Origin of the sequence: Acinetobacter geminorum (genome assembly GCF_013009345.1) — a bacterium.
Classification (GTDB): Bacteria; Pseudomonadota; Gammaproteobacteria; order Pseudomonadales; family Moraxellaceae; genus Acinetobacter; species Acinetobacter geminorum.
In genome coordinates this window covers 15,687-36,018 of the sequence record NZ_JABELE010000004.1, presented here as the reverse complement: position 1 = coordinate 36,018, position 20,332 = coordinate 15,687, and the positions used below count along the sequence as shown (strand labels likewise).

The following is a 20,332-nucleotide window of genomic DNA, read 5'->3' as shown; positions in this document are numbered from 1 at the left end:
ATTTTTAAAGTTGTGGGCCTATAAAGAAATGTAAACGAATCGGATGGTTTTCATCTGAAATACCCGAAGCGACATCTAAACGAATTGGTCCAATTGGAGACTTCCAGCGAATTCCGACCCCAACGCTATAAGCTGCTGGATTACTGAAATCTTTATCGTAAGCATTACCAAAGTCAGAGAAAACAGCTGCTCGCCATCCGTCTTTGAACTGATAGTTATATTCTAAAGAGCCTACAGCTAAAGCCTGGCCCCCAATTTTATATCCATCTACTTCTGGAGAAAGACTTTTATAGTCAAATCCACGAATCGTTTGGTCACCACCTGTAAAGAATCTAAGATTGTATGGAACTTTGTCAAAGTCATCTGTAAAGATATAACTAAGGTCAGATCTTCCAACGAATTGGTGATCATCATTTTTACCTAGAGAATAAATAAATCTCCAGCCTGCACTCGCAATTGCCATATTGGCATCAGACAATAAACTCTCGCTACCTAATTCTAATTTATAAGTTTGTTTAAAAGCTTTTGTTGGGTTTAAACGTGTATTACTTGAGGTTTTAGATGTTTCATAACTAAACAATAATGCTTCTTGCTCAGATGCAGCTGTTTTAAAAGCATCTGGTAATTCAGAAATATCAACATTACCTTTTTGGGTCAAACGATCTAAACGATAACGAACACCAATCGTATGTTGCCAATTTCCTAAGGGACGTTTGATTACACGTTCACCACCAACAACTGCTGATTCAGTTAACAAACTTACATCCGGTCCGATATCATCCCGTGTTTCACGCTCATAACCGCCGACGATATTGAAATAGTCATTTAACGGATGTTTATAGGGAATACTATACCGTCCATCAATCGATTGACGAATTTCCGAAACCTCTAAGTTGGCATCAAAAGAATGACCATATTTATTTACAATAGCGCGGCGATACTGACTACGTAAACGTGCGCCAGTATCAGTTCCATAACCGATACCAGTTTCCAAACTATTTAGCTTGTCAGCATTTAAAGTCACAATAACCGGAATTCTTTTTGTTTCACGTGCTTGGGCTTGTAAACGATCCTGCTCTGTTTCTTGTTCATCTTGTTGAACTGAGGCACGTTGTAACATCGCTGTTTGAGGCTCTGTCTCTTTTGAATTTTGTGTTCCCGCAAACTGTTTTTCATCGACTACGTTTTGCGTAACTTCTTGATTGGATGTCGCTAATTGTCGTGCCTTCGCAAGTTGTCGTTGCTCTGGTGAAAGTAAATTAGACTCATCAACATCAATATTTTGCTCATCGACCAAAGCTTGTAAATCTGGCGGTAGCTCAAGTTGCTTTTCAATTGGATCTGGTTTGATGCTGTCAACCAAAGTGTAATTAAAATAACGTGAGTTAGTTAGATTATTTGCTAGTAGATTTACACGCCAGAAAGCATAGTCATCGCCTTCTTTCCAAGGTGCCATACTTTCTAAGATATTTTGATTTAATGGCAAAGGTTTCGAGGGATCGCTCATACGAAACTCGACCTTATCTAATTTATAACGCTCACCTGTCTCATAGCGCAAATTGATATCGGCCTGATTTTCAGGTTGACTTACTTTTACATCATGCAATCGCCAATAGGCATCAAAATAACCATTATTAGATGCTGCATCAACAATACGGGTTTTAGTAGTTTCATATAAACCGTGATTAAAGATATCGCCCACATCTTGATCGGGAACTAAACGAATAACCTGAAATTGCGGCTGCTTTTCGCCTGGACCTGTAAACTCAATATTTTGCTCATTAATTCGTACTGGCTCATTTGGTGTCACTCTGACACGAACACGACTCGGACTTAATTTTTCAAATCTGAACTCAGCATTATAATAACCAACCGCTTGAGCAGCCTGATTACTTAATGTTCTAAGTTGAGGTAAAGCAGCATTGAAATCTTCAAATGACTCTTGGGTAAATGTTGACAACTTACCTTTAATATTTTTAGCCAACACATCTGAAGCGCCTACTACCTCTGCACTAATACGTGGAACTTGTTCCATCGGAATTGCACGCGGCGGACGTACCTTATTTAAAATACGCTTAAAGAAACCAGCTTGCTCAGGTGGTTCTTCAACCTCTGGTGTCAATTCAGGCAGTGTTTTCCCAGTCTCATTGGCTTCGACTACAATCTTACTGTCAGACTTAATTTCTTGCATAAGCTGATCAATATTTACAGGTGCCTGATTAATTTGATTTAATTCAGATTGAGTTGCATCGCTTACAGTCACTTCAGGGAGTTTCTGAGTCCCATTTTGAAAGTTCTGTGCTTCATTCTTTGCTTCTTCCGCTACCCTATAAATTTCATTTGCCATGTTTTGATCAACAGGCATATCGGGTAAATCTTCAAGGTTATCAAGAGTAATTGGCTTAAATTCATCAATTTGATTTGGAAATTGTTCTTGTTGTTGCAATATAGTCAAGCTATTTTGTTGCTGCTGAGCTTGGGTTACAAGTGTAGCGATATCTGTAACTGGAGCAGTATATTGCTCATTAACCTGAGCTGACTGTTCAGTTGACTCCTCAGATACTGTCTGGTTTAAAGTAGTTGACGAACTGTTCTCAACAGAAGTTTGAGCAAAACTTGGCGTTACACAAACGCTTAACAACAAGCTGCTACAAATAAGTTTAGGAATGCCCTGCATTTTTAAAATTAAATGCATAGAATGTGAGAGAGTTGACTGTTTAAACTTAATTTTAGAAGGCATAGAAAACTCTAGACTTATTTTTTAATAAAACGCACCAATGTGAGTGTAAAACTCACTCAAAACCATTGATTTTTCATTTAATCAAGCGTTAAAAATATCATACATGGTTTTCAATGCAAATTAACACTCGGTCACATTTTTTTATAAAACACAATGAAGTTTGCACATGATGAAACAAGATGAGCACCTGATGACCTCACGTCGGTTTGTACCGATGTTTTTTACCCAGTTTTTTGGCGCATTAAATGATAATGTTTTTAAGCAAGCTTTATTATTAGTGATTACTTATGGATGGATTCAGCAACAATCTGCTCCTGTAAGCACTCTTAATAATTTGGCAGCTCTCTTATTTATTCTGCCATATTTCTTTTTTTCAGCCACAGCTGGACAAATCGCTGACAAATACGAACGATCTCAACTCGTCCGTGGTATTAAAATTTTAGAAATCATCATTATGCTCATCGGTACTGCGGGTTTCCTGTTAGGAAACTTATGGCTACTTCTTTTTGCTTTATTTTTAATGGGTACGCATTCGACGTTCTTCGGCCCGATTAAATACGCAATTTTGCCTGAAATCTTAAAACCGAACGAATTAATGTCGGGTAATGCGCTATTTCAATCTGGTACATCCATGGCGATCTTATTCGGAATGATCTTAGGTGGTGCCGTAATTGCCTCATCAGATGGAAATTTATTGTGGATTAGTATTACCGTAGTGGCTATTGCTTGCATAGGCTATTTATTTAGTCGCTTCATTTTGCCACAAAAAGTTGCTGCACCTGACTTAAAGATTGACTGGAATTTTATCCGTACAAGTTTCCAGACCATTAAATATGCTAAAAGCTTACCGTTAGTATTCACAATTTTGCTAGGCAACTCATGGTACTGGTTTTATGGCGCGACTTATTTAACTCAAATTCCGCAGCTTACCCAGCAAAACCTTCATGCATCAGAAAATGTTGTTAGCTTGTTACTGACTTTCTTTTCAGTCGGTATTGGTGTGGGTTCTCTTCTTTGCCGTAAAATTGGTGGTTCGGAAATCAACATTAAAATGGTGCCGATTGGTGCAGTTGGCCTTACTGTTTTTGCGCTCTACCTTGCTGCCAGTTTAGCTTTTGTACCAGAAAGAACCGGTGCATTACTTACCTTAAAAGACATTTTCACCCAAGGCTGGGTTTACTATCATGTCATGATTGCTGTGACTTTATTGGGGATTAGTGGCGGTTTTTATATTGTTCCCCTATATGCCATGATGCAGGCTTATTCACCACGTTCACATCGTGCACGTGTTGTTGCAGCGAATAACATCCTAAATGCCGTTTTTATGGTTTCTTCTGCATTTTTTTCAATCTTGATCTTAAGTGTTTTAAAAATTGATATTAAAATACTATTTATTATTACAGCTGTACTTAGTGCAATCTTTAGTATCTGGCTTCTCGCTAGACTAAAACCAATGCTTGCCACAGCCCACCTTTCTTTAGAGGACTAATTTATGCGCCACTATACTGGAATTGATCAACTTATTAACTCATTTGATCAGGCATTGCGTAGTCTTGTTCCGGGTGCAACAGCAGCACAGCGTCAAAATCCAGCTGAAACAGTAGAAACAAAACTTGGTGTGGAAGATGCTCGCCATGTCGCAGGTTTAATGCGTGTTAACCACAGTGGTGAAGTATGTGCACAAGCCCTTTATCATGGACAAGCATTAACAGCGAAATTGCCAAATGTACGCAAAGAAATGCAACAAGCAGCAATTGAAGAACAAGATCATTTAGCGTGGTGTGAAGTTCGTTTAAAAGAGCTAAATAGTCATACCAGTTTATTAAACCCAATTTGGTATGGGCTTTCGTATGGCATGGGCGCACTTGCGGGTATTGCAGGTGACAAATATAGTTTAGGTTTTGTGGCCGAAACGGAGCGTCAAGTCAGCCTTCATTTACAAGACCATTTAAAACAGTTACCAGCACAAGATGAACGCTCGCGCAAAATTCTAGAGCAAATGAATGAAGATGAATTGCATCACCGTCATACTGCACTTGAAGCAGGCGGTGTTGAATTACCATATGCAGTAAAAATTACGATGACTGCTATTTCAAAGTTAATGACAAAAACCAGTTATTATCTTTAAAAAAACAAAGGATTGATCACATTCGGATCAATCCTGTTTTAAATATTATTTTAACCCATGATCATATTTGAAACGTTCGATATCGCGAATTGAGTTCCAATAGTTTCTGTTAATGCGGTCACGATCAATTTGTAATTCTCTTAAAAGCTTACGATAACGTTCACGCTCTTCTGGCTTTAATTTTTCGTTATAAGCACTGTCAGAATATTGCTTAAACTTCTCTTCATAACGATCATATTCAGCTTTTGCATTGTAGTAATCGGAAGCTGCTCGATAATAAGGTCTTAAACGATTACGCTGCTCAACTGGGCATACATTAATATTGCCGTTACCCTCTAAAGCGTTATAAAAAATATTTGATGGCTGGCAATAATACCCTAAGCCCTCTTTATACCCACGTTCATATGACTTTTGATCTGGAACAATATTGGCTTTTCCACACGCTTTGTAATATTGATCTAAACGTGGCGAAGACCCCTTTGAACCATCTTTCTCACCCACTAATGACCAATTCGCAGTCTTACATTCTTCTACGCTCATTGCAGCGCAACCTGAAAGGCTGATTGCTAAAATGGCTAAACCGATATTTTTCATATTAAGAGAACTCAAAAATAAAATTTAAAAAAACGCAAAAAATAAAATTCCAGTACATGTGCTATATAAGCCTTGCTCAATTCAAGATTTATAAATAAATGTTTAACTGGATAAGCATTTAAGTTTAAAGCAGTTTGACCATCTCACCAAATGAGAAGCTTAAATTTTTAGCTTTGTTTAATTTAAAAAAGAGAAATCCATAGAATTTTGTAATGCACTGACTGCTCTTATACGCTAATTTTACTTTAAAAATTGATTATAAAAATTAGACTCAAGGCATTGATTGTTAATAAATAAAAATAATAAACCCCATGAAAAAACCTTTCATCATTTTACTCTTTTTTTACGAGATTAACTTCAAAGGCTACGTTAGCATTTTAGCTAAATAACCACCAAGGTTTTTTATAATGAGTACACTTATTTACCCAAATTTAAACTTAAAAGATCCTCACTTTAAGGCATTTAAAATATCAGATAATTTTATTCCTCCGACACAATCTGGTACTTTCCAATCAGATCTTTTTTTAAAAGAAGTTGATGAATATTTAAGTTTATATCCACACACTCAGCACATTGATATTTGTCTACATGACTTAAACGGGCATATTCGTGGCAAACGTATTGACGTTAAGAGTCTGAAAAATCTATCGAATGGATGCTATTTTCCTCTTTCTGTTTATGCCATGAGCCTTGATGGAAAAGTGATTGAAGAAACAGGCTTGGGAAAATATATTGGTGAACCAGATAGACTTTGTCTGCCCATTTTAGGGAGCTTGCAACCCAGTGCCTTATCCCCAGAATTAAATGCTCAACTTTACCTATCAATGCAAGAAGAAGATGGTTCAGACTGTCGCTATGAACCACGTAATATATTAAAAAAATTATTAAATCAGTTACATGCTAATAATTATTTCCCTGTAATGGCTGCCGAGCTAGAGTTTTATCTTTTCTCACCTCAACATCAGTCTGAAACATGTATAGAAAACCAATGTTTTGATATAGATGCGCCAAATAATTATCAACAAGTCCTAGATGAAGTTGAAAAAGCTGCCCTACTACAATCTATTGAAATTACAGCTATTGTTGCAGAGTCATCCCCTGGACAATATGAACTAAATCTGCGACACAGCCATGACATTTTGAAGCTATGCGATCAAATTAATGCTTTAAAAAGAATTGTAAAACAAGTCGCAAGAAAGCATGACTTAACTGCTTGTTTCATGGCGAAACCGAACTTATCAAAGGCTGGTAGTGGTATGCATTTTCATATGAGCATGCTTAATCAATACCATGAAAATATATTTAGTTCAAAAGTAGAAAAAGATGAGCTTTCAGTCAAATTATTGAGCGCGATTAGTGGCCTAATTGAGTTAATGCCTGCATCTATGGCGATTTTAGCGCCTAATATTAATTCTTATAGACGTTTTAAAATTGGTCATCACGTGCCATTAGAAGCCAATTGGGATACTAACAACCGAAATGTTGCAATCCGAATTCCATGCTCAGATGTACAAAATCAACGCTTAGAATATCGTGTTGCTGGAGCGGACTGTAATCCCTATCTGGTTACAGCGACTATTTTAGCGGGCGTATCTTATGGCTTATCTCATAAATTACCGCTGCCAAAACCTGCACATCTTTTAAAGTTTCCAGACGAGCACATTTTATTAGCCAACAATCAGCCGGAAGCCTTAAAAATATTTAAAGGAAGTCTTATTTTAAAAGGGTATTTAGGGGCAGACTTCGTCGAACATTGGTACACGGTTAAACAGGCTGAATATCAAAGTATTTATAGTCAAATGACTGAAGCAGAACAACATTGGGATATATAAATAAAAAGAGCAAAAAAACTATAAACCACTTTGCAAAACCTTAGGGAGAAATACCCTAAGGTTTTTTTTATATCTAATTAATGATTTTTCTGTTTAGCTAAAAAACGTAACCCAACACCTGGTTCAGTAGCAATATAACGTGGCTGAATTGCGTTATCCCCCAGTTTACTGCGTAACTTGCCCACTAAAATACGTAAATAGTGCGTATCTTCCTGATGGGTGGGTCCCCATAGCTCTTTTAAAAGCTGAGGCTGTGTTAAAAGCTGCCCTTGATAGCGCATTAATAACGTCAAAAGTTGAAACTCTTTTCGAGTTAAAGTAATTGGCTGTTGCTCGATCCAAACTAATCGTTGCATGACATCAACCTTGAGATAACCATCGTCATATACATGGGCTTCTTGCTGAATAGGTTGATTTCTTAAAATGACACGTATGCGCGCCAAAAGCTCTTGCACACTAAAAGGTTTGGTCATGTAGTCATTTGCACCTGCGTCTAGCAAGGCAACTTTTTCATATTCATCAGCACGTACAGATAACACAATAACGGGAACATTCGACCAGCTACGTAATTCTTGAAGCACTTCTTTTCCGTCTAAATCGGGTAAACCTAAATCTAAAATAACCAAATCAGCCCCTTGGGTTGCCAATGCCTCTAGGCCTTTGTAACCCGTTTCACAGAGCGTGGTTTTGTATTTTTGAGTTCTTAAAGCAATGTCTAAAAATTTACGGATTTGAGGCTCATCATCAATAATCACAATACGTGTTTCTACAGGTGATGTTTCTGAACTTATCATGAATTTACAACTTATTCTTTTACTGGATGAATGGGTAATTTGATTTGAATTAAAGTACCTTTATTTTGGCGCCCTGAAAATGCTTCTATTGTACCCATATGAGCACCAATAATCGCTTTTACAATTGTTAGCCCTAAACCTGTACCGAATTTTCCACGGTCTCCACGCTCCATAGTATAAAACATATCGAAAATGCGGTGTCTTTCGTCTTCAGGGATTCCCGCACCTCTATCTTCAATTTCAATTTTTACTTCATCTTCTGACAAAAGTTGAGCACGAATCATGACTGGCTCATCGGGAGGTGAAAAGTTTGCAGCATTTTCTAAAACATTAAAAATAGCTTGTTCTACCAGTGCTGGGTGGACATACAAACTAATCTGTTGCTCAGGTAACTGAATTACCACTTGCGTATCTGGTTTATAACGCTTTAACCGGCGGGTTGCCGAACCAATTAATTCATCTACACCAATCCAATCTCTTTTTAAAGTTAGACCTTCGTGACCTAAGCGTGTCATATCAAGCAAGTTTTGAATATAACGGTCTAAGCGCTCACCTTCTAAATGAATTGTTTCAAGTAAATCTTGCTGGTCTTGTTCGGACATATCAGCTTTAAAATTCGCAAGTGTGTCTGCTGCCCCAATAATAGAAGCGAGTGGCGAGCGCAAATCATGCGATACCGAAGATAATAAAGCAGAACGTAAGCGCTCTGTTTCACTGGTTACTTTTGCTTGTTCAAGTTCATTGACCAATTGGGTTCGAAGTACAGCCTGTGCAATGTACTCAATTACACTTTCAGTCAATTTCTTTTGCTCAAAATTTAAGGAAACCACTTCATCATTAAAGTAAATTCCTACAATACCTAGGCTATTTTTTTGTTCTAAAAGTGGTAAAAACCACCAGTTGGATTGACTCAGAGTATCGGTAAAACGTCCGCACGGTTGTTGATGTTTTAAGCACCAATCTGCCGCGACTTTTTCTTTATCGTTTAACTCTATATCAGATGAAATGACTCTATCTTGAATAGAAATCCACACCTTAGTTTGAAGTTGGGTTTCTAAAGTCATTCGTCCTGTTTGCATAACTTCTTCAAGATTTACTGCACTAGAAAGTTTACGTGCTAAGTCTTGCATTACCATAGTGTAAGCATTTGCAGCTTTTAAGGATAAAACCTGCTGACGTAATTGAGAGGCCAACCGTCCAGCAATTAAAGCAGCCGCAAAAAAAGCAACAACAGTGACCACGCCTTGGTGTGCTGAAATTTGTAAGGTAAAACGTGGTGCAATAAAGAAAAAATTATAGGCTAAGAAACAGATTAAAGCTGCGACTACAGCAGCGAGCATTCTAGTTTTCGTCGCTACAATTAAAACTGAAATAATGAAAATGACAGAAAAGTCTTCAATACCTAAGAGAACTTCGGCAAAGTGAGCTATAAAAATGCTGGCACATGTTACCGCTAAAACAAAAACACTTTCTTTTAATGATAAAAATGAAGGCTTTTCAAGTTGAGTTATCTTTTTAGTGCCCTGTTCTGGGTGCAAAATCGTTAAAGCAATCGAGTTTTCTTGATTTAATAATTGCTGGGCTAAATTTTTCTTAAATAACTTTAACCACCACGGCGAAATACTTTTGCCAATAACCAGATTTGATATTCCTCGATCAAGCGCAGCATCCATTAACACCGAAGCAACTCGTGGCCCATATAAAACTTCGGTCCGACCGCCAAGTTGTCGAGCCAACTCAAATGCACGGTCGATTTCAATATATTCTTTTTTATATGAATTTCCTGAACTCTGTCCAAAGTCCAAACTTTTAGCAACATTCACTACAGTCCATGTAGCACCATTACGTTCTGCTAAACGACAGCCTGCTCGCACTAAATATTCAGAAGAGCCTTGCCCATCTATCGCAATCATCAATTCATTTCGCAACGATATAGATTTCAAACCCTTTGAGGCATAACTCTCTTTTAAGTCTGAATCGACATGCTCAGCAACGCATTGCATTGCCAGTTCACGTAATGCCGTTAAATTTGAAATACTAAAAAAGCCTTGTAATGCCAGATTTGCTTGCTCTGGCACATAGACTTTTCCTTGATGGAGCCTTTCAATAAGCTCACTGACGGGTAAATCTATTAAGCGAATGTCTCGAATACGATCAAATACCCGATCTGGTACTGTTTCATTTACTCGAATGCCTGTAATTTGATAGACCACATCATTTAAGCTTTCTAAATGTTGAATATTTATAGTGGTGAATACATCAATACCTGCGTCTAGCAACTCATTAACATCTTGCCACCGTCGTTCATGACGACTATTCGGTACGTTACGATGAGCCAACTCATCGACCAAAACGATTTGCGGATGCCTAAGTAAAATAGCATCCAAGTCCATTTCTTCTAAAATATGCCCCTGATATTGCATTTCCTTTCTAGCAATTTGAGGCAAGCCTTCCAAAATTTTTAGAGTTTCTATTCTTCCATGGGTTTCAACAATACCCACAACAACATCTGTGCCCTGTTGAAATAACTCTTTGGCGCGGGCAAGCATGGCATAGGTTTTTCCGACACCAGGTGCCGCACCTAAAAAGACCGTTAGTCGACCGGCTTGATATCTGTTGACATGATTTAATAAGGCTTCAGCCTGATTTTCGCGATTGCTTTGCACTTGATATCATCCGGTAAACTAACAACTTTATTTTTAAGTTAATGTGTAGATTGTAATTGATCTAAAGCAATATTGAGCTCTAATACATTAACACGAGCTTGTCCTAATACACCAAACTGCATCGGTTCAATATGCTTTTGCAATAGCCCTTCCACAATCTTAGGGTCTAAATGGCGCGCTTGAGCCACTCGAGCCACCTGTAACTGAGCGGCTTCGGGACTAATATGTGGATCGATACCACTACCAGATTTAGTCACCAAATCACTTGGAATAGGTGTATTGCCCGTGTGATCTTGTTTTTTCACAGCAAGAATCTGAGCATCAATTTGTTGCTGCAGTTCAGGATTAGTACGAGCTAAATTTGTACCTGCCATAGCCATCGGGTCATAAGCGACTGCTGAAGGACGTGGATGAAAATAAGCCTCTCCAACAAATGGCTGAGCGACTAATTTTGACCCTAAAACTTTATGATCTATTTCAATCAAACTACCATTGGCCTGATTATTGAATAAAACCTGTCCAGCGCCAGTAGCGATAGCACTATAAGCACCACAACCAACTAAGGTAAAAATTAGAAGTCCGAAAGATGCTCTTAAGGTCTGCCCCCAATTTGCTTCTGAATTTTGTATATAAGTTTTCATTTCAAACTCCAGATTACAAACCAAATAATTGAACAATCACAACATCAATCGCTTTAATGGCAATGAATGGTAGAACCACACCCCCCACCCCATAAATCAACATATTCCGACGTAGTAACTGAGTTGCAGTCGAAGGTTTAAATTTCACACCTCGAAGAGCAATTGGAATTAATAACGGGATAATGATCGCGTTAAAAATTAATGCAGATAAAATCGCGCTGCTTGGACTTGCTAAGTGCATCACATTCAATACTTGCATTTGTGGAATCGCAGCAGCGAACAATGCAGGCAAAATGGCAAAGTATTTAGAGACATCGTTTGCTAAAGAAAACGTTGTTAAAGCACCACGGGTAATCAACTGTTGTTTACCAATTTCAACCACAGCAAGTAGTTTGGTTGGGTCAGAGTCTAAATCAACCATATTGCCAGCTTCTTTTGCAGCTTGTGTGCCCGAATTCATGGCTAAACCAATATCTGCTTGCGCTAATGCCGGTGCATCATTGGTTCCATCACCAACCATAGCCACTAAACGGCCTTGTTGTTGTTCAGTACGAATACAGGCCAGTTTATCTTCCGGTTTTGCTTCAGCAATATAGTCATCTACACCAGCTTCAGCAGCAATCGCGGCAGCAGTTAATGGGTTATCACCTGTAACCATGACGGTTTTGATGCCCATTTCTCTTAAACGGGCAAAACGCTCTTTAATGCCGTGTTTAATCACATCTGAAAGTTCAATCACACCCAACACATGATGTTGATTAGCGACGACTAAAGGTGTTGCACCTTTTTTAGCAACTTGTTCAACACGCGCTTTTAACTCTAAATCTTGAGAATAATCTTCATCTACAAACTTCAAGATTGCATCTAAAGCACCTTTACGAATTTGGTCACCACTCGGTAAATTCACACCAGAAATTCGAGTCGAAGCACTAAAAGAGATAAATTCGGCTTGCTCAGGTTCTTGCTGTTTTAGACCTTGCTCTTTTGCTAACTTAACAATCGATTTCCCTTCTGGTGTTGGATCCGCAAGTGAACTTACCCAAGCAGCAGCTCTCAACTCAGACTCGGTTACCGAAGTTAAAGGATAAAAAGAAGTCGCTTGACGGTCACCATAGGTAATGGTTCCTGTTTTATCGAGTAAAAGCACATCAATGTCACCCGCAACTTCTACCGCTTTACCTGATTTTGCCAAAACATTGGCTTTGAGTGCACGGTTCATCCCCGCAATACCAATCGCAGGTAACAAGCCACCAATGGTTGTTGGAATTAGGCAGACCAATAACGCTACGAGCACCACCGGATCAAGTTCAACATGCAAATAATTAGCAATAAATGGCAAGCTAATCACGACAATTAAAAACGTGAGTGTCATCACCATTAACAAAAAGCCAAGTGCAATCTCGTTCGGAGTTTTCTGGCGATTTGAACCTTCAACCAAAGCAATCATACGGTCTAAGAAACTTTGACCAGATTCCGCAGTCACTTGCACAACAATACGATCTGTAAGAACTTTAGTCCCGCCAATAACACCTGAACGGTCAGTTCCAGCTTCACGTAATACGGGTGCCGATTCACCTGTAACAGCCGATTCATTAATGGTGGCAAAACCTTCTACAATTTCACCATCGGCTGGAACAAGCTCACCTGCATGAACTTCAATAAAATCATTTAAATGAAGTTCGGTCGCTGCAACTTGAGTCGCTTGACGGTCGGTCAAAGAATTGAGTCTTCGAGCAGTTAAGTTTTCTCTTGCTGCACGCAATGAAGATGCCTGACCACGACCTCTAGCCTCTGCAACAGCTTCAGCATAATTAGCAAATAAAATGGTAATGAACAGGATAGCTGTTACTGCCAAACCAAATAAAAGTGTGGTATAACCCAAAATGGTACTGATTCCAGTAACCACTGTCCCAAGCCATACAATTGCCATCACAGGGTTTTTAATTGCATGTTGTGGTAGCAATTTCACAAATGCATTTTTCCAAACTTCAAAATTTGGTACTGCCATTGTTTTTTTATGGCTATTTACATGAGTTTGTATATTCATTTTCACTCGCCTCCTTAGCCTTTAACCAACAAAAGTTGATCGGCAATAGGCCCAAGGACAAGAACTGGCATAAATTGTAATAAGGTAAGCAACACAACGATCGTAATCAGCGTTAAAGCAAAGGTTGGCGTTTCAACTTGAAGACTACCTGCTGTTTCGGGTGCTTTTCTTTTTGCTGCTAAACGTGTCGCAATCATTAATGGCAAAATTAAGGTCGGAAAACGTCCTAACAGTAGAGCGATACTACAAGTGACATTCCACCATACAGTGTTGTCTCCAAGACCTTCAAAACCTGAACCATTGTTGGCAAATGCAGAAACATATTCGTAGAACACTTGGCTAATACCATGTGGTCCTGGATTGCTGATGCCTGATAGACTCGGAATGCTGAGGGTTAATGCAGTAAAGGCAAGAATAACCAGCGGTTGAATCAAGATAATAATCGCGAGTAACTTAATTTCTGCGGCTTCAATCTTGCGCCCAAACAACTCAGGGGTACGACCTGTCATTAAACCAGCAATAAATACTGCGAGTAACAGATAAATCATGAACTGTTGCAGACCACAGCCCACACCACCCCAAATCGCATTAATCAGCATGTTGATGAGTTCGACTAAACCAGTAAGCGGCGCAGAAGAATCATGCATCATATTGACCGAGCCGTTATTCACCTGTGTAGTAAGCGCTGCCCAAACTGCTGATGCTGCTGGTCCAAATCGTTGTTCTTTACCTTCCATTACGGCAAGCTGAGATGCTGTCGATGACATACTCTCAGACCAGACAGCAGCTGCACCTGAAATAATCGACATGAAAAGCATGCTGCCAAACACAAAGTAGGCAAATTTTTTACGCTGAGTAAAATGCCCTACCATAAAAATGACTGTGATTGGAATAAGTAAAATCGCAATCATTTCTAGTAAATTAGAAAGTGGTGTTGGATTTTCTAAAGGCACAGAACTATTTGGACCATACCAACCGCCACCATTACTACCCAATTGCTTAATCGCTACCATTGGCGCAACTGGCCCTAAAGGAATTTTTTGAGTTTCAACGCTATTGGCTTTATCAATAAGTTGTACTTCTGGCCCACCTTGGAAAGTTGCTGGCACGCCTTGGCTGTTAAGCAACAATGACCAGACAAAACAGAGTGGAAGCAAAAAGCGAACTGTAGGACGAATTACATCTGCCCAATAGTTCCCAATTAAAATTTGATCTGGCTGCTCGGCAACATCGGCCGTAATATGGCTTGGACGCTGATAAAAGAAAGCTCTTAATGTTGCAACAACCAAAGCCAGCCCCATCATTGGAGTAATGACTTGCAAACCTACAATACCTGTCATTTGCGACAAATAAGATAATTGAGCTTGACCAGAATAATGCTGTTGGTTGGTATTAGTTAAAAATGAAATAACCGTGTGTAACGCTAAATCCCAACTCATATTTGGTGCATGGTTAGGGTTTAATGGTAGCCATGCTTGCGTCATAAAAATAGTAAGAATAGCCACTGCAAGAAAAATACAGCTCACAACAAATGATAGAGAATATTGTTTCCAGTTCATTTGTTGCTGTGGAGAGACACCTAATAAGCGGTATACAGGATTTTCAATCCAACGAAATAATCCATCACCCCACATCGGCTCATTCGCCATCACTTTGGATAGATATTTACTGAGGCACCATGCTAGAAAAATAGCAATAAATAAAACAAGTATAAGTTCTAACATGGCTATTCTCCTCTATACCCCTTGGCTTGATTTGCCAAACTGGAAATAAGGAGAGATAGAGAAATATCATTTGTTTTAAGTCCGCATAAGACAATGCCAGACTGATGCAAGATGCGCATTTGAGAATTTATAAGCATCTTTATTGTCCTGAAATAACACTAATTTAGTGAATTTCAGTATCGATAAAATGCCCGTAAATTCTCTATTGAGGAAGTCAAAGACCGCGTAAAGTTTGCGTAAAATCTAGTTTGAAAGGCATTAAACTTTAAAATTAACGACTGGATAAAGTGTGCTATCAGCCTTTAAGGTCTCACAAGGCCAAAGTTCATATAAAGGAATTTTTACATCGAGTGCCAAAGGTAGCTTTTTAAAATTAAATTGCATATGGTCCAGATCACTTCCCCATGCAATCAAATCTACATCTAAAGAAATATGATGCGACGGACGAACACGCCCCGAATCTGTCTCAAGTTTCTTTAGAAAAGATTCAATTTGGTCACACGATAAAGTGCTTTTTAATAGACATGCTGAATTCCAATAATCATCTCCAATACCATCTCGGCATGGAATTTGATAAACAGATGAAAACTGCACTTTCCCCAATGTTGCCAATTGCGTATAAGCAAAAGTAAAGTGCTGATCTGCGTCTAAATTACTCGCTAGGGCGAGCGCAAAAATTGTTTCTGGTGCGTTCAAGACGAATTCCTACAGCATTTGCTTCTGCAATGATGGCTGGCTTACGGATGGTTATGGTAATTTTTTCAATTGATGGAAAGGTTTCAAACAAACATTGTAAAACCAGATGTGCTGCATGCTCGATTAATTCAGGTTTAGCTTGTTGAATGTTTTGAGCCGATAACTCACAAATCTGCGCATAGTTGAGAGTGTCCTCAAGCTTGTCAGACTCTGCTGCTCGGCTCAAATCATTATGGATGGTTAAATCCAACATTAAAGGTTGAATGATTTGTCTTTCCCAGTTGAAACAGCCAATCACTGTCTCAACTTTCAAGCCTTCAATAATAATGGCATCCATAAATTTAAACTGACCTTAGTGCTTTAATAACGAAGCAGGTTCCATATTTTGAACCATTTTCAAACGTTGGTCTGCATAAATATCAGTATATGGTGCGAGTACGCGCATAAAACGATCGAAATAAAGCATTTGCTTAAATAATAAGGCAAAATCACGTGGGAATTTAATCCCGTGGCGCTCGCCTACACCTACCATATCCATCATAATGTCATTTAAATCGGCTGGATTTGAAGACAAGATCTGTTGCGGATCGGCCATTAATACGCCATTAAACAAACGCTCTAGATCTTGAGCCAACACCTGAACGTCAATTTTGTTATGTGTCATGCCCATTTTCAGCATATTTTCAGCCATTGCCTGATAATCAGTTTTTTGTAAGGCATCCATAAATGCAATACATGCAGTCCAAACTTCAGGTTTTAACTGTCCCACGATACCAAAATCGATAAAACCAATACGCCCATCTTCAAGCAACATTAAGTTCCCAGCATGTAAGTCAGCATGGAAACTCTTACACAACATGAGACTACCAAACCATGTATTCATAGCAGTAATCAGTACTTGCGATGGATCTTTAGCATATTGTTTTACGACACTAAAATCTGTCAAAGACACACCGTATAAACGCTGCATAGTTAAGACACGGCGCGTAGAAAACTGATGATAAACTTTAGGCGCTGTCGCTGCTTTATTTTGTGAAATATTAAGATATTCCACAAAATCATCTAGGTTTTGTGCTTCTTCAATGAAATCGACTTCACGGACCATACGGCTTTTAATTTCATCTACAATTTCTGAAAGAGCTGCGAATTTGATCTTTGGTACTGCGCGTTCAAGCAGCTTGGCAGCCCAATGCACCACACTTAAGTCCGTATATAAAATGGTTTCAACGCCAGGCTTTTGTACTTTAATAACCACATCTTCACCTGTAGTCAGCTTAGCTGCATGAACCTGAGCAATTGAAGCAGAAGCTAATGGCTTTTCATCGATGTAGCTAAAAATCTGGCTTAAATCACGTCCTTCAAACTCAGATGCAAGCACACCTTGAATATAACTAAATGGTAGTGTTGGTGTCTGGTCTAAACAACCTTGAAATTCTTCTACATATTCACGTGGGAAAAGCGATGGCGTACTCGCAATAAACTGACCAAGCTTAATATAAGTTGAACCAAGGGACTCAAAAGTCTCTCGCATGAGTTTGGCATTACTTGGTTTTTCAGTTGCGTATTTAATTCCAGCTTTGGCGGCAACCACTGCTGTTTCACCAATGCGGGCGACTGAACGTAGCCCATCAAACAAAATATTTTTTTTCATATTTCTTCAAAACCAAATCATTCAGGTTGAGTGTAGCAAATTTTGTTTAATTTACTGATTAGCTTGCCTGACAAAGTGGGCAATTTACATCTTTATCAAAACTAACAATACGTTGTGTCATATTTAAACCATCCCACAATAATAGTTTCTGCTTTAAAGGTACACGATTTAAACCTAAATACAGCAAAGTGTGATGTGATTGTAATGACGCTATCATTACAGGGGTGGTTGCAAGTACCCCTGACTCTGCACAGCGCAGCCCTTCATTGCTATGCTGTTCTTTCGGAAAAAGGCATTCATAACAAGCTGAATCACCTTCAACCATAAACATTTGCGCCTGAAAACCAATTGCTGAAGCGCTAATTAATGCGACCTGATGTTTCTTACAAGCTGCATTTACCAGATAACGGGTTGTAAAATTATCGCAGCCATCTAAAACCACATCTTGGTGTTCAATAAGTCTATCAATGTTATGTTCGTCTAAACGTTCGTTGTAGTATTCAACACAGATATAAGGGTTAATTTTCTGTAACCGTTTAGCCAAAATCTCTGCCTTGTAGCGACCAATATCTTCATGACCAAATGCGATTTGTCGTTGTAAATTACTTATCTCGATCGTATCTGCATCAATCAATGTAATTTTCCCAACTCCTGCTCGCGCTAGTAATTCCGCACTGGTACAGCCTATTCCACCGGCACCGACAATCAGTACATTAGCAAGTTTGAGTTTTTCCTGAGCTTCAATATCCCATCCATCAAGTAAAATCTGACGGCTATAGAGATGCATTTCTTCATCACTTAACTCTACAAAATCGATATCTTGAAGCTCGGTCACGCGTTAATCCTTTCACTTAGAAGCCAAGTGATTTTATGATTAAGTTCGTTATTATGAAAGCTATAAAATGGAAACAACTTTTTTTATTCGGTTAATACCCTATCACATTACTTCTCTCACACTTTCTGCAACAATAACGCTATCTATTTTCTGTATTACTTAGGCTAAATATGTCCCAATCATATATTGCACCTGTAGAGTTAGAAAAAGCTTATCGTTTGTTAAATCATGGTCCAACTGTCCTTGTTTCCGCACAACATGGTGACGACCGTAATGTAATGGCCGCCGCATGGGCATGTGCCTTAGAATTCAAGCCAGCCAAAGTATCCGTTGTTCTCGACAAAAGCACTAAAACACGACAGCTCGTTGAGCAAAGTGGCTATTTCACACTACAAGTTCCTTGCTATGCACAGCTCGATCTAACTCATCAACTTGGTACCATTAGTAAGTTGGATGATCCAGAAAAACTTGAGCATTGCGGTGTTGAGCTATTCTATCAAGAAGGCCTTACCAGCCCACTTGTATCAGGTTGCGTCGCATGGCTTGTATGTAAACTTATTTCTGAACCGCATAATCAATCAGCTCATGATTTATTTATTGGTTCTGTTGTAGGTGCATGGGCAGATAGCCGTGTCTTTAGAGATGGGCACTGGCATTTTCAAGATGCACCGAAAGAACTTCGAAGTCTGCACTATATTGCTGGAGGAACCTTTTATTTAATTGGTGAGGAAGTCAAAGCTCAAATTTAATCATTAAAAAGTGAGTTTCATTTAATTGCAAAAAACCGCATAACAATTGCGGTTTTTTGCAGCCAGTGACTCTTTTTTAAAATCTAATATTTAAACTTGAGCCACTTCGCGAGCAATCACCAAGCGTTGAATATCCGAAGCACCTTCATAAATCTGGCTTACACGAACATCACGATAAATTCTCTCTACAGGGAAATCACTCACGTAGCCATAACCACCATGAATCTGGATCGCATCCGAACATACTCGCTCAGCCATAGTTGATGCAAATAGCTTTGCCATTGAGGCTTCTTTTAAACAAGGCAGCCCAGCATCTTTTAAAGTTGCAGCATGCAAAACCAACTGATGCGCAGCTTCAATCTGGGTCGCCATATCGGCTAACCGGAAACCAACCGCCTGATGCTGAACTAATTCGACTCCAAAAGCTTTACGCTCATTTGCATATTGCACAGCTGCATCAAAAGCCGCTCTTGCCATACCCACCGATTGAGCGCCAATACCAATACGTCCAGCCGCCAAATTAGAAAGTGCAATTTTATAACCTTCACCTTCTTGACCCACCAAATTTTCTAAAGGAATCCGGCAGTTTTCGAGAGTAATGGTTGCGGTGTCCGAAGCATGTTGACCCATTTTGTCTTCAATACGAGTCACTAAATAACCTTGTGTATTGGTCGGTACAAGAAAGCACGAAATGCCTTTTTTGCCAGCCTGTTTATCTGTAACCGCAAGTACCAAAGCCACTTGGGCATTTTTGCCACTGGTAATAAATTGCTTTACGCCATTGAGTACCCAATGGTCGCCATCTCGCTCGGCTTTACATAGAATTGCGCTCGCATCGGAACCGACATGAGGCTCAGTTAAACAAAAACATCCTAGCCATTCACCAGATGCAAATTTTGGCAAATAGGTTTGTTTTTGCTGATCCGAACCATACGCCAGTGTAATACCGCAAATCAATGAATTTTGAACACTTACGATAGTCGAAATAGCACCATCACCTGCGGCAATTTCTTCAATTGCAAGCACCAAAGATACATAGTCCATTCCAGCACCGCCCCATTCATTTGGAACGGTCATGCCCATAGCACCTAGTGCCCCTAAATCTTTTAATTCCTGAGCAGGAAACTCATGGGTTTTATCGCGATGTCCGGCTGTTGGTTTTAACTGATTCTGCGCATAGTTACGCATCATCTCCTGAACCATACTTTGCTCAGCATTTAAGATCATTTCCGCAT

At 39.1% G+C, this 20,332-nt stretch carries 15 protein-coding genes and 1 pseudogene; 4 read left to right on the top strand and 12 right to left on the bottom strand.

The genetic code is table 11. The annotated features are described in order from the left end of the window. Positions 1–4 precede the first annotated feature (4 nt). A pseudogene (locus HJG58_RS04820) lies at positions 5–2,509 on the bottom strand (autotransporter assembly complex protein TamA); the annotation flags it as partial. 397 nt (positions 2,510–2,906) lie between these two features. Here HJG58_RS04820 and HJG58_RS04815 point away from each other — a divergent pair. Next, positions 2,907–4,229, top strand: a complete 1,323-nt coding sequence (locus tag HJG58_RS04815; protein ID WP_170248111.1) for an MFS transporter — start codon at positions 2,907–2,909, stop codon at positions 4,227–4,229. Between the two features lie 3 nt (positions 4,230–4,232). After that, positions 4,233–4,868 carry a 2-polyprenyl-3-methyl-6-methoxy-1,4-benzoquinone monooxygenase gene (coq7, locus tag HJG58_RS04810; protein ID WP_170248110.1) on the top strand — a complete coding sequence of 212 codons (636 nt, stop codon included), beginning with the start codon at positions 4,233–4,235 and terminating at the stop codon, positions 4,866–4,868. 45 nt (positions 4,869–4,913) lie between these two features. Here the strand turns inward: coq7 and HJG58_RS04805 are convergent, their stop codons facing one another. Then, positions 4,914–5,462, bottom strand: a complete 549-nt coding sequence (locus HJG58_RS04805; RefSeq protein ID WP_170248109.1) for a DUF2799 domain-containing protein — start codon at positions 5,460–5,462, stop codon at positions 4,914–4,916. Between the two features lie 407 nt (positions 5,463–5,869). Here HJG58_RS04805 and HJG58_RS04800 point away from each other — a divergent pair, with 407 nt between their 5' ends. Continuing rightward, a complete protein-coding gene (locus HJG58_RS04800; RefSeq protein WP_170248108.1) occupies positions 5,870–7,294 on the top strand; it encodes a glutamine synthetase family protein in 1,425 nt (474 codons plus the stop codon). A 77-nt stretch (positions 7,295–7,371) separates the two neighbouring features. Here the strand turns inward: HJG58_RS04800 and HJG58_RS04795 are convergent, their stop codons facing one another. The 9 genes from HJG58_RS04795 to HJG58_RS04755 all read right to left on the bottom strand — a co-directional run bounded on the left by HJG58_RS04795 (position 7,372) and on the right by HJG58_RS04755 (position 18,348). Next, complete coding sequence (locus HJG58_RS04795) at positions 7,372–8,088, bottom strand: response regulator (RefSeq protein ID WP_000625746.1); 717 nt, start codon at positions 8,086–8,088, stop codon at positions 7,372–7,374. A gap of 11 nt (positions 8,089–8,099) precedes the next feature. Then, the gene (locus HJG58_RS04790) at positions 8,100–10,754 is read right to left on the bottom strand and encodes a sensor histidine kinase (RefSeq protein WP_170248107.1); all 2,655 of its coding nucleotides are present in this window, start codon (positions 10,752–10,754) and stop codon (positions 8,100–8,102) included. A gap of 38 nt (positions 10,755–10,792) precedes the next feature. Continuing rightward, a complete protein-coding gene (kdpC, locus tag HJG58_RS04785; protein WP_170248106.1) occupies positions 10,793–11,395 on the bottom strand; it encodes a potassium-transporting ATPase subunit KdpC in 603 nt (200 codons plus the stop codon). Between the two features lie 13 nt (positions 11,396–11,408). Further along, a complete protein-coding gene (kdpB, locus tag HJG58_RS04780) occupies positions 11,409–13,448 on the bottom strand; it encodes a potassium-transporting ATPase subunit KdpB (protein ID WP_170248105.1) in 2,040 nt (679 codons plus the stop codon). Positions 13,449–13,456: 8 nt separating this feature from the next. Beyond that, positions 13,457–15,166, bottom strand: coding sequence for a potassium-transporting ATPase subunit KdpA (gene kdpA, locus HJG58_RS04775; protein ID WP_170248104.1), 1,710 nt, complete (start codon positions 15,164–15,166; stop codon positions 13,457–13,459). A gap of 258 nt (positions 15,167–15,424) precedes the next feature. After that, positions 15,425–15,862 carry a 2-amino-4-hydroxy-6-hydroxymethyldihydropteridine diphosphokinase gene (locus HJG58_RS04770; protein WP_170248103.1) on the bottom strand — a complete coding sequence of 146 codons (438 nt, stop codon included), beginning with the start codon at positions 15,860–15,862 and terminating at the stop codon, positions 15,425–15,427. Beyond that, positions 15,819–16,199 (bottom strand): dihydroneopterin aldolase, encoded by a 381-nt coding sequence (gene folB / locus HJG58_RS04765; RefSeq protein ID WP_170248102.1) that lies wholly within the window; start codon positions 16,197–16,199, stop codon positions 15,819–15,821. The genes HJG58_RS04770 and folB overlap by 44 nt, the downstream gene beginning before the upstream one ends. A 15-nt stretch (positions 16,200–16,214) precedes the next feature. Beyond that, positions 16,215–17,513, bottom strand: coding sequence for an ABC1 kinase family protein (locus tag HJG58_RS04760; RefSeq protein ID WP_002119658.1), 1,299 nt, complete (start codon positions 17,511–17,513; stop codon positions 16,215–16,217). Between the two features lie 58 nt (positions 17,514–17,571). Further along, the gene (locus HJG58_RS04755; RefSeq protein ID WP_170248101.1) at positions 17,572–18,348 is read right to left on the bottom strand and encodes a HesA/MoeB/ThiF family protein; all 777 of its coding nucleotides are present in this window, start codon (positions 18,346–18,348) and stop codon (positions 17,572–17,574) included. Between the two features lie 170 nt (positions 18,349–18,518). On the opposite strand from HJG58_RS04755, the gene HJG58_RS04750 reads away from it, so the two are divergent. Beyond that, complete coding sequence (locus tag HJG58_RS04750; RefSeq protein WP_170248100.1) at positions 18,519–19,097, top strand: flavin reductase family protein; 579 nt, start codon at positions 18,519–18,521, stop codon at positions 19,095–19,097. A gap of 90 nt (positions 19,098–19,187) precedes the next feature. Here the strand turns inward: HJG58_RS04750 and HJG58_RS04745 are convergent, their stop codons facing one another. Next, a complete protein-coding gene (locus HJG58_RS04745; RefSeq protein ID WP_170248099.1) occupies positions 19,188–20,324 on the bottom strand; it encodes an acyl-CoA dehydrogenase family protein in 1,137 nt (378 codons plus the stop codon). Between the last annotated feature and the right edge of the window lie 8 nt (positions 20,325–20,332).

What these genes read in the sequence shown, in the direction of transcription:
- HJG58_RS04815 (WP_170248111.1), top strand. Translation starts at nt 2,907, where the DNA reads ATGATGAAACAAGATGAGCACCTGATGACCTCACGTCGGTTTGTACCG.
- coq7 (WP_170248110.1), top strand. Translation starts at nt 4,233, where the DNA reads ATGCGCCACTATACTGGAATTGATCAACTTATTAACTCATTTGATCAG.
- HJG58_RS04805 (WP_170248109.1), bottom strand. Translation starts at nt 5,462, where the DNA reads ATGAAAAATATCGGTTTAGCCATTTTAGCAATCAGCCTTTCAGGTTGC.
- HJG58_RS04800 (WP_170248108.1), top strand. Translation starts at nt 5,870, where the DNA reads ATGAGTACACTTATTTACCCAAATTTAAACTTAAAAGATCCTCACTTT.
- HJG58_RS04795 (WP_000625746.1), bottom strand. Translation starts at nt 8,088, where the DNA reads ATGATAAGTTCAGAAACATCACCTGTAGAAACACGTATTGTGATTATT.
- kdpC (WP_170248106.1), bottom strand. Translation starts at nt 11,395, where the DNA reads ATGAAAACTTATATACAAAATTCAGAAGCAAATTGGGGGCAGACCTTA.
- kdpA (WP_170248104.1), bottom strand. Translation starts at nt 15,166, where the DNA reads ATGTTAGAACTTATACTTGTTTTATTTATTGCTATTTTTCTAGCATGG.
- folB (WP_170248102.1), bottom strand. Translation starts at nt 16,199, where the DNA reads ATGGATGCCATTATTATTGAAGGCTTGAAAGTTGAGACAGTGATTGGC.
- HJG58_RS04760 (WP_002119658.1), bottom strand. Translation starts at nt 17,513, where the DNA reads ATGAAAAAAAATATTTTGTTTGATGGGCTACGTTCAGTCGCCCGCATT.
- HJG58_RS04750 (WP_170248100.1), top strand. Translation starts at nt 18,519, where the DNA reads ATGTCCCAATCATATATTGCACCTGTAGAGTTAGAAAAAGCTTATCGT.
- HJG58_RS04745 (WP_170248099.1), bottom strand. Translation starts at nt 20,324, where the DNA reads ATGATCTTAAATGCTGAGCAAAGTATGGTTCAGGAGATGATGCGTAAC.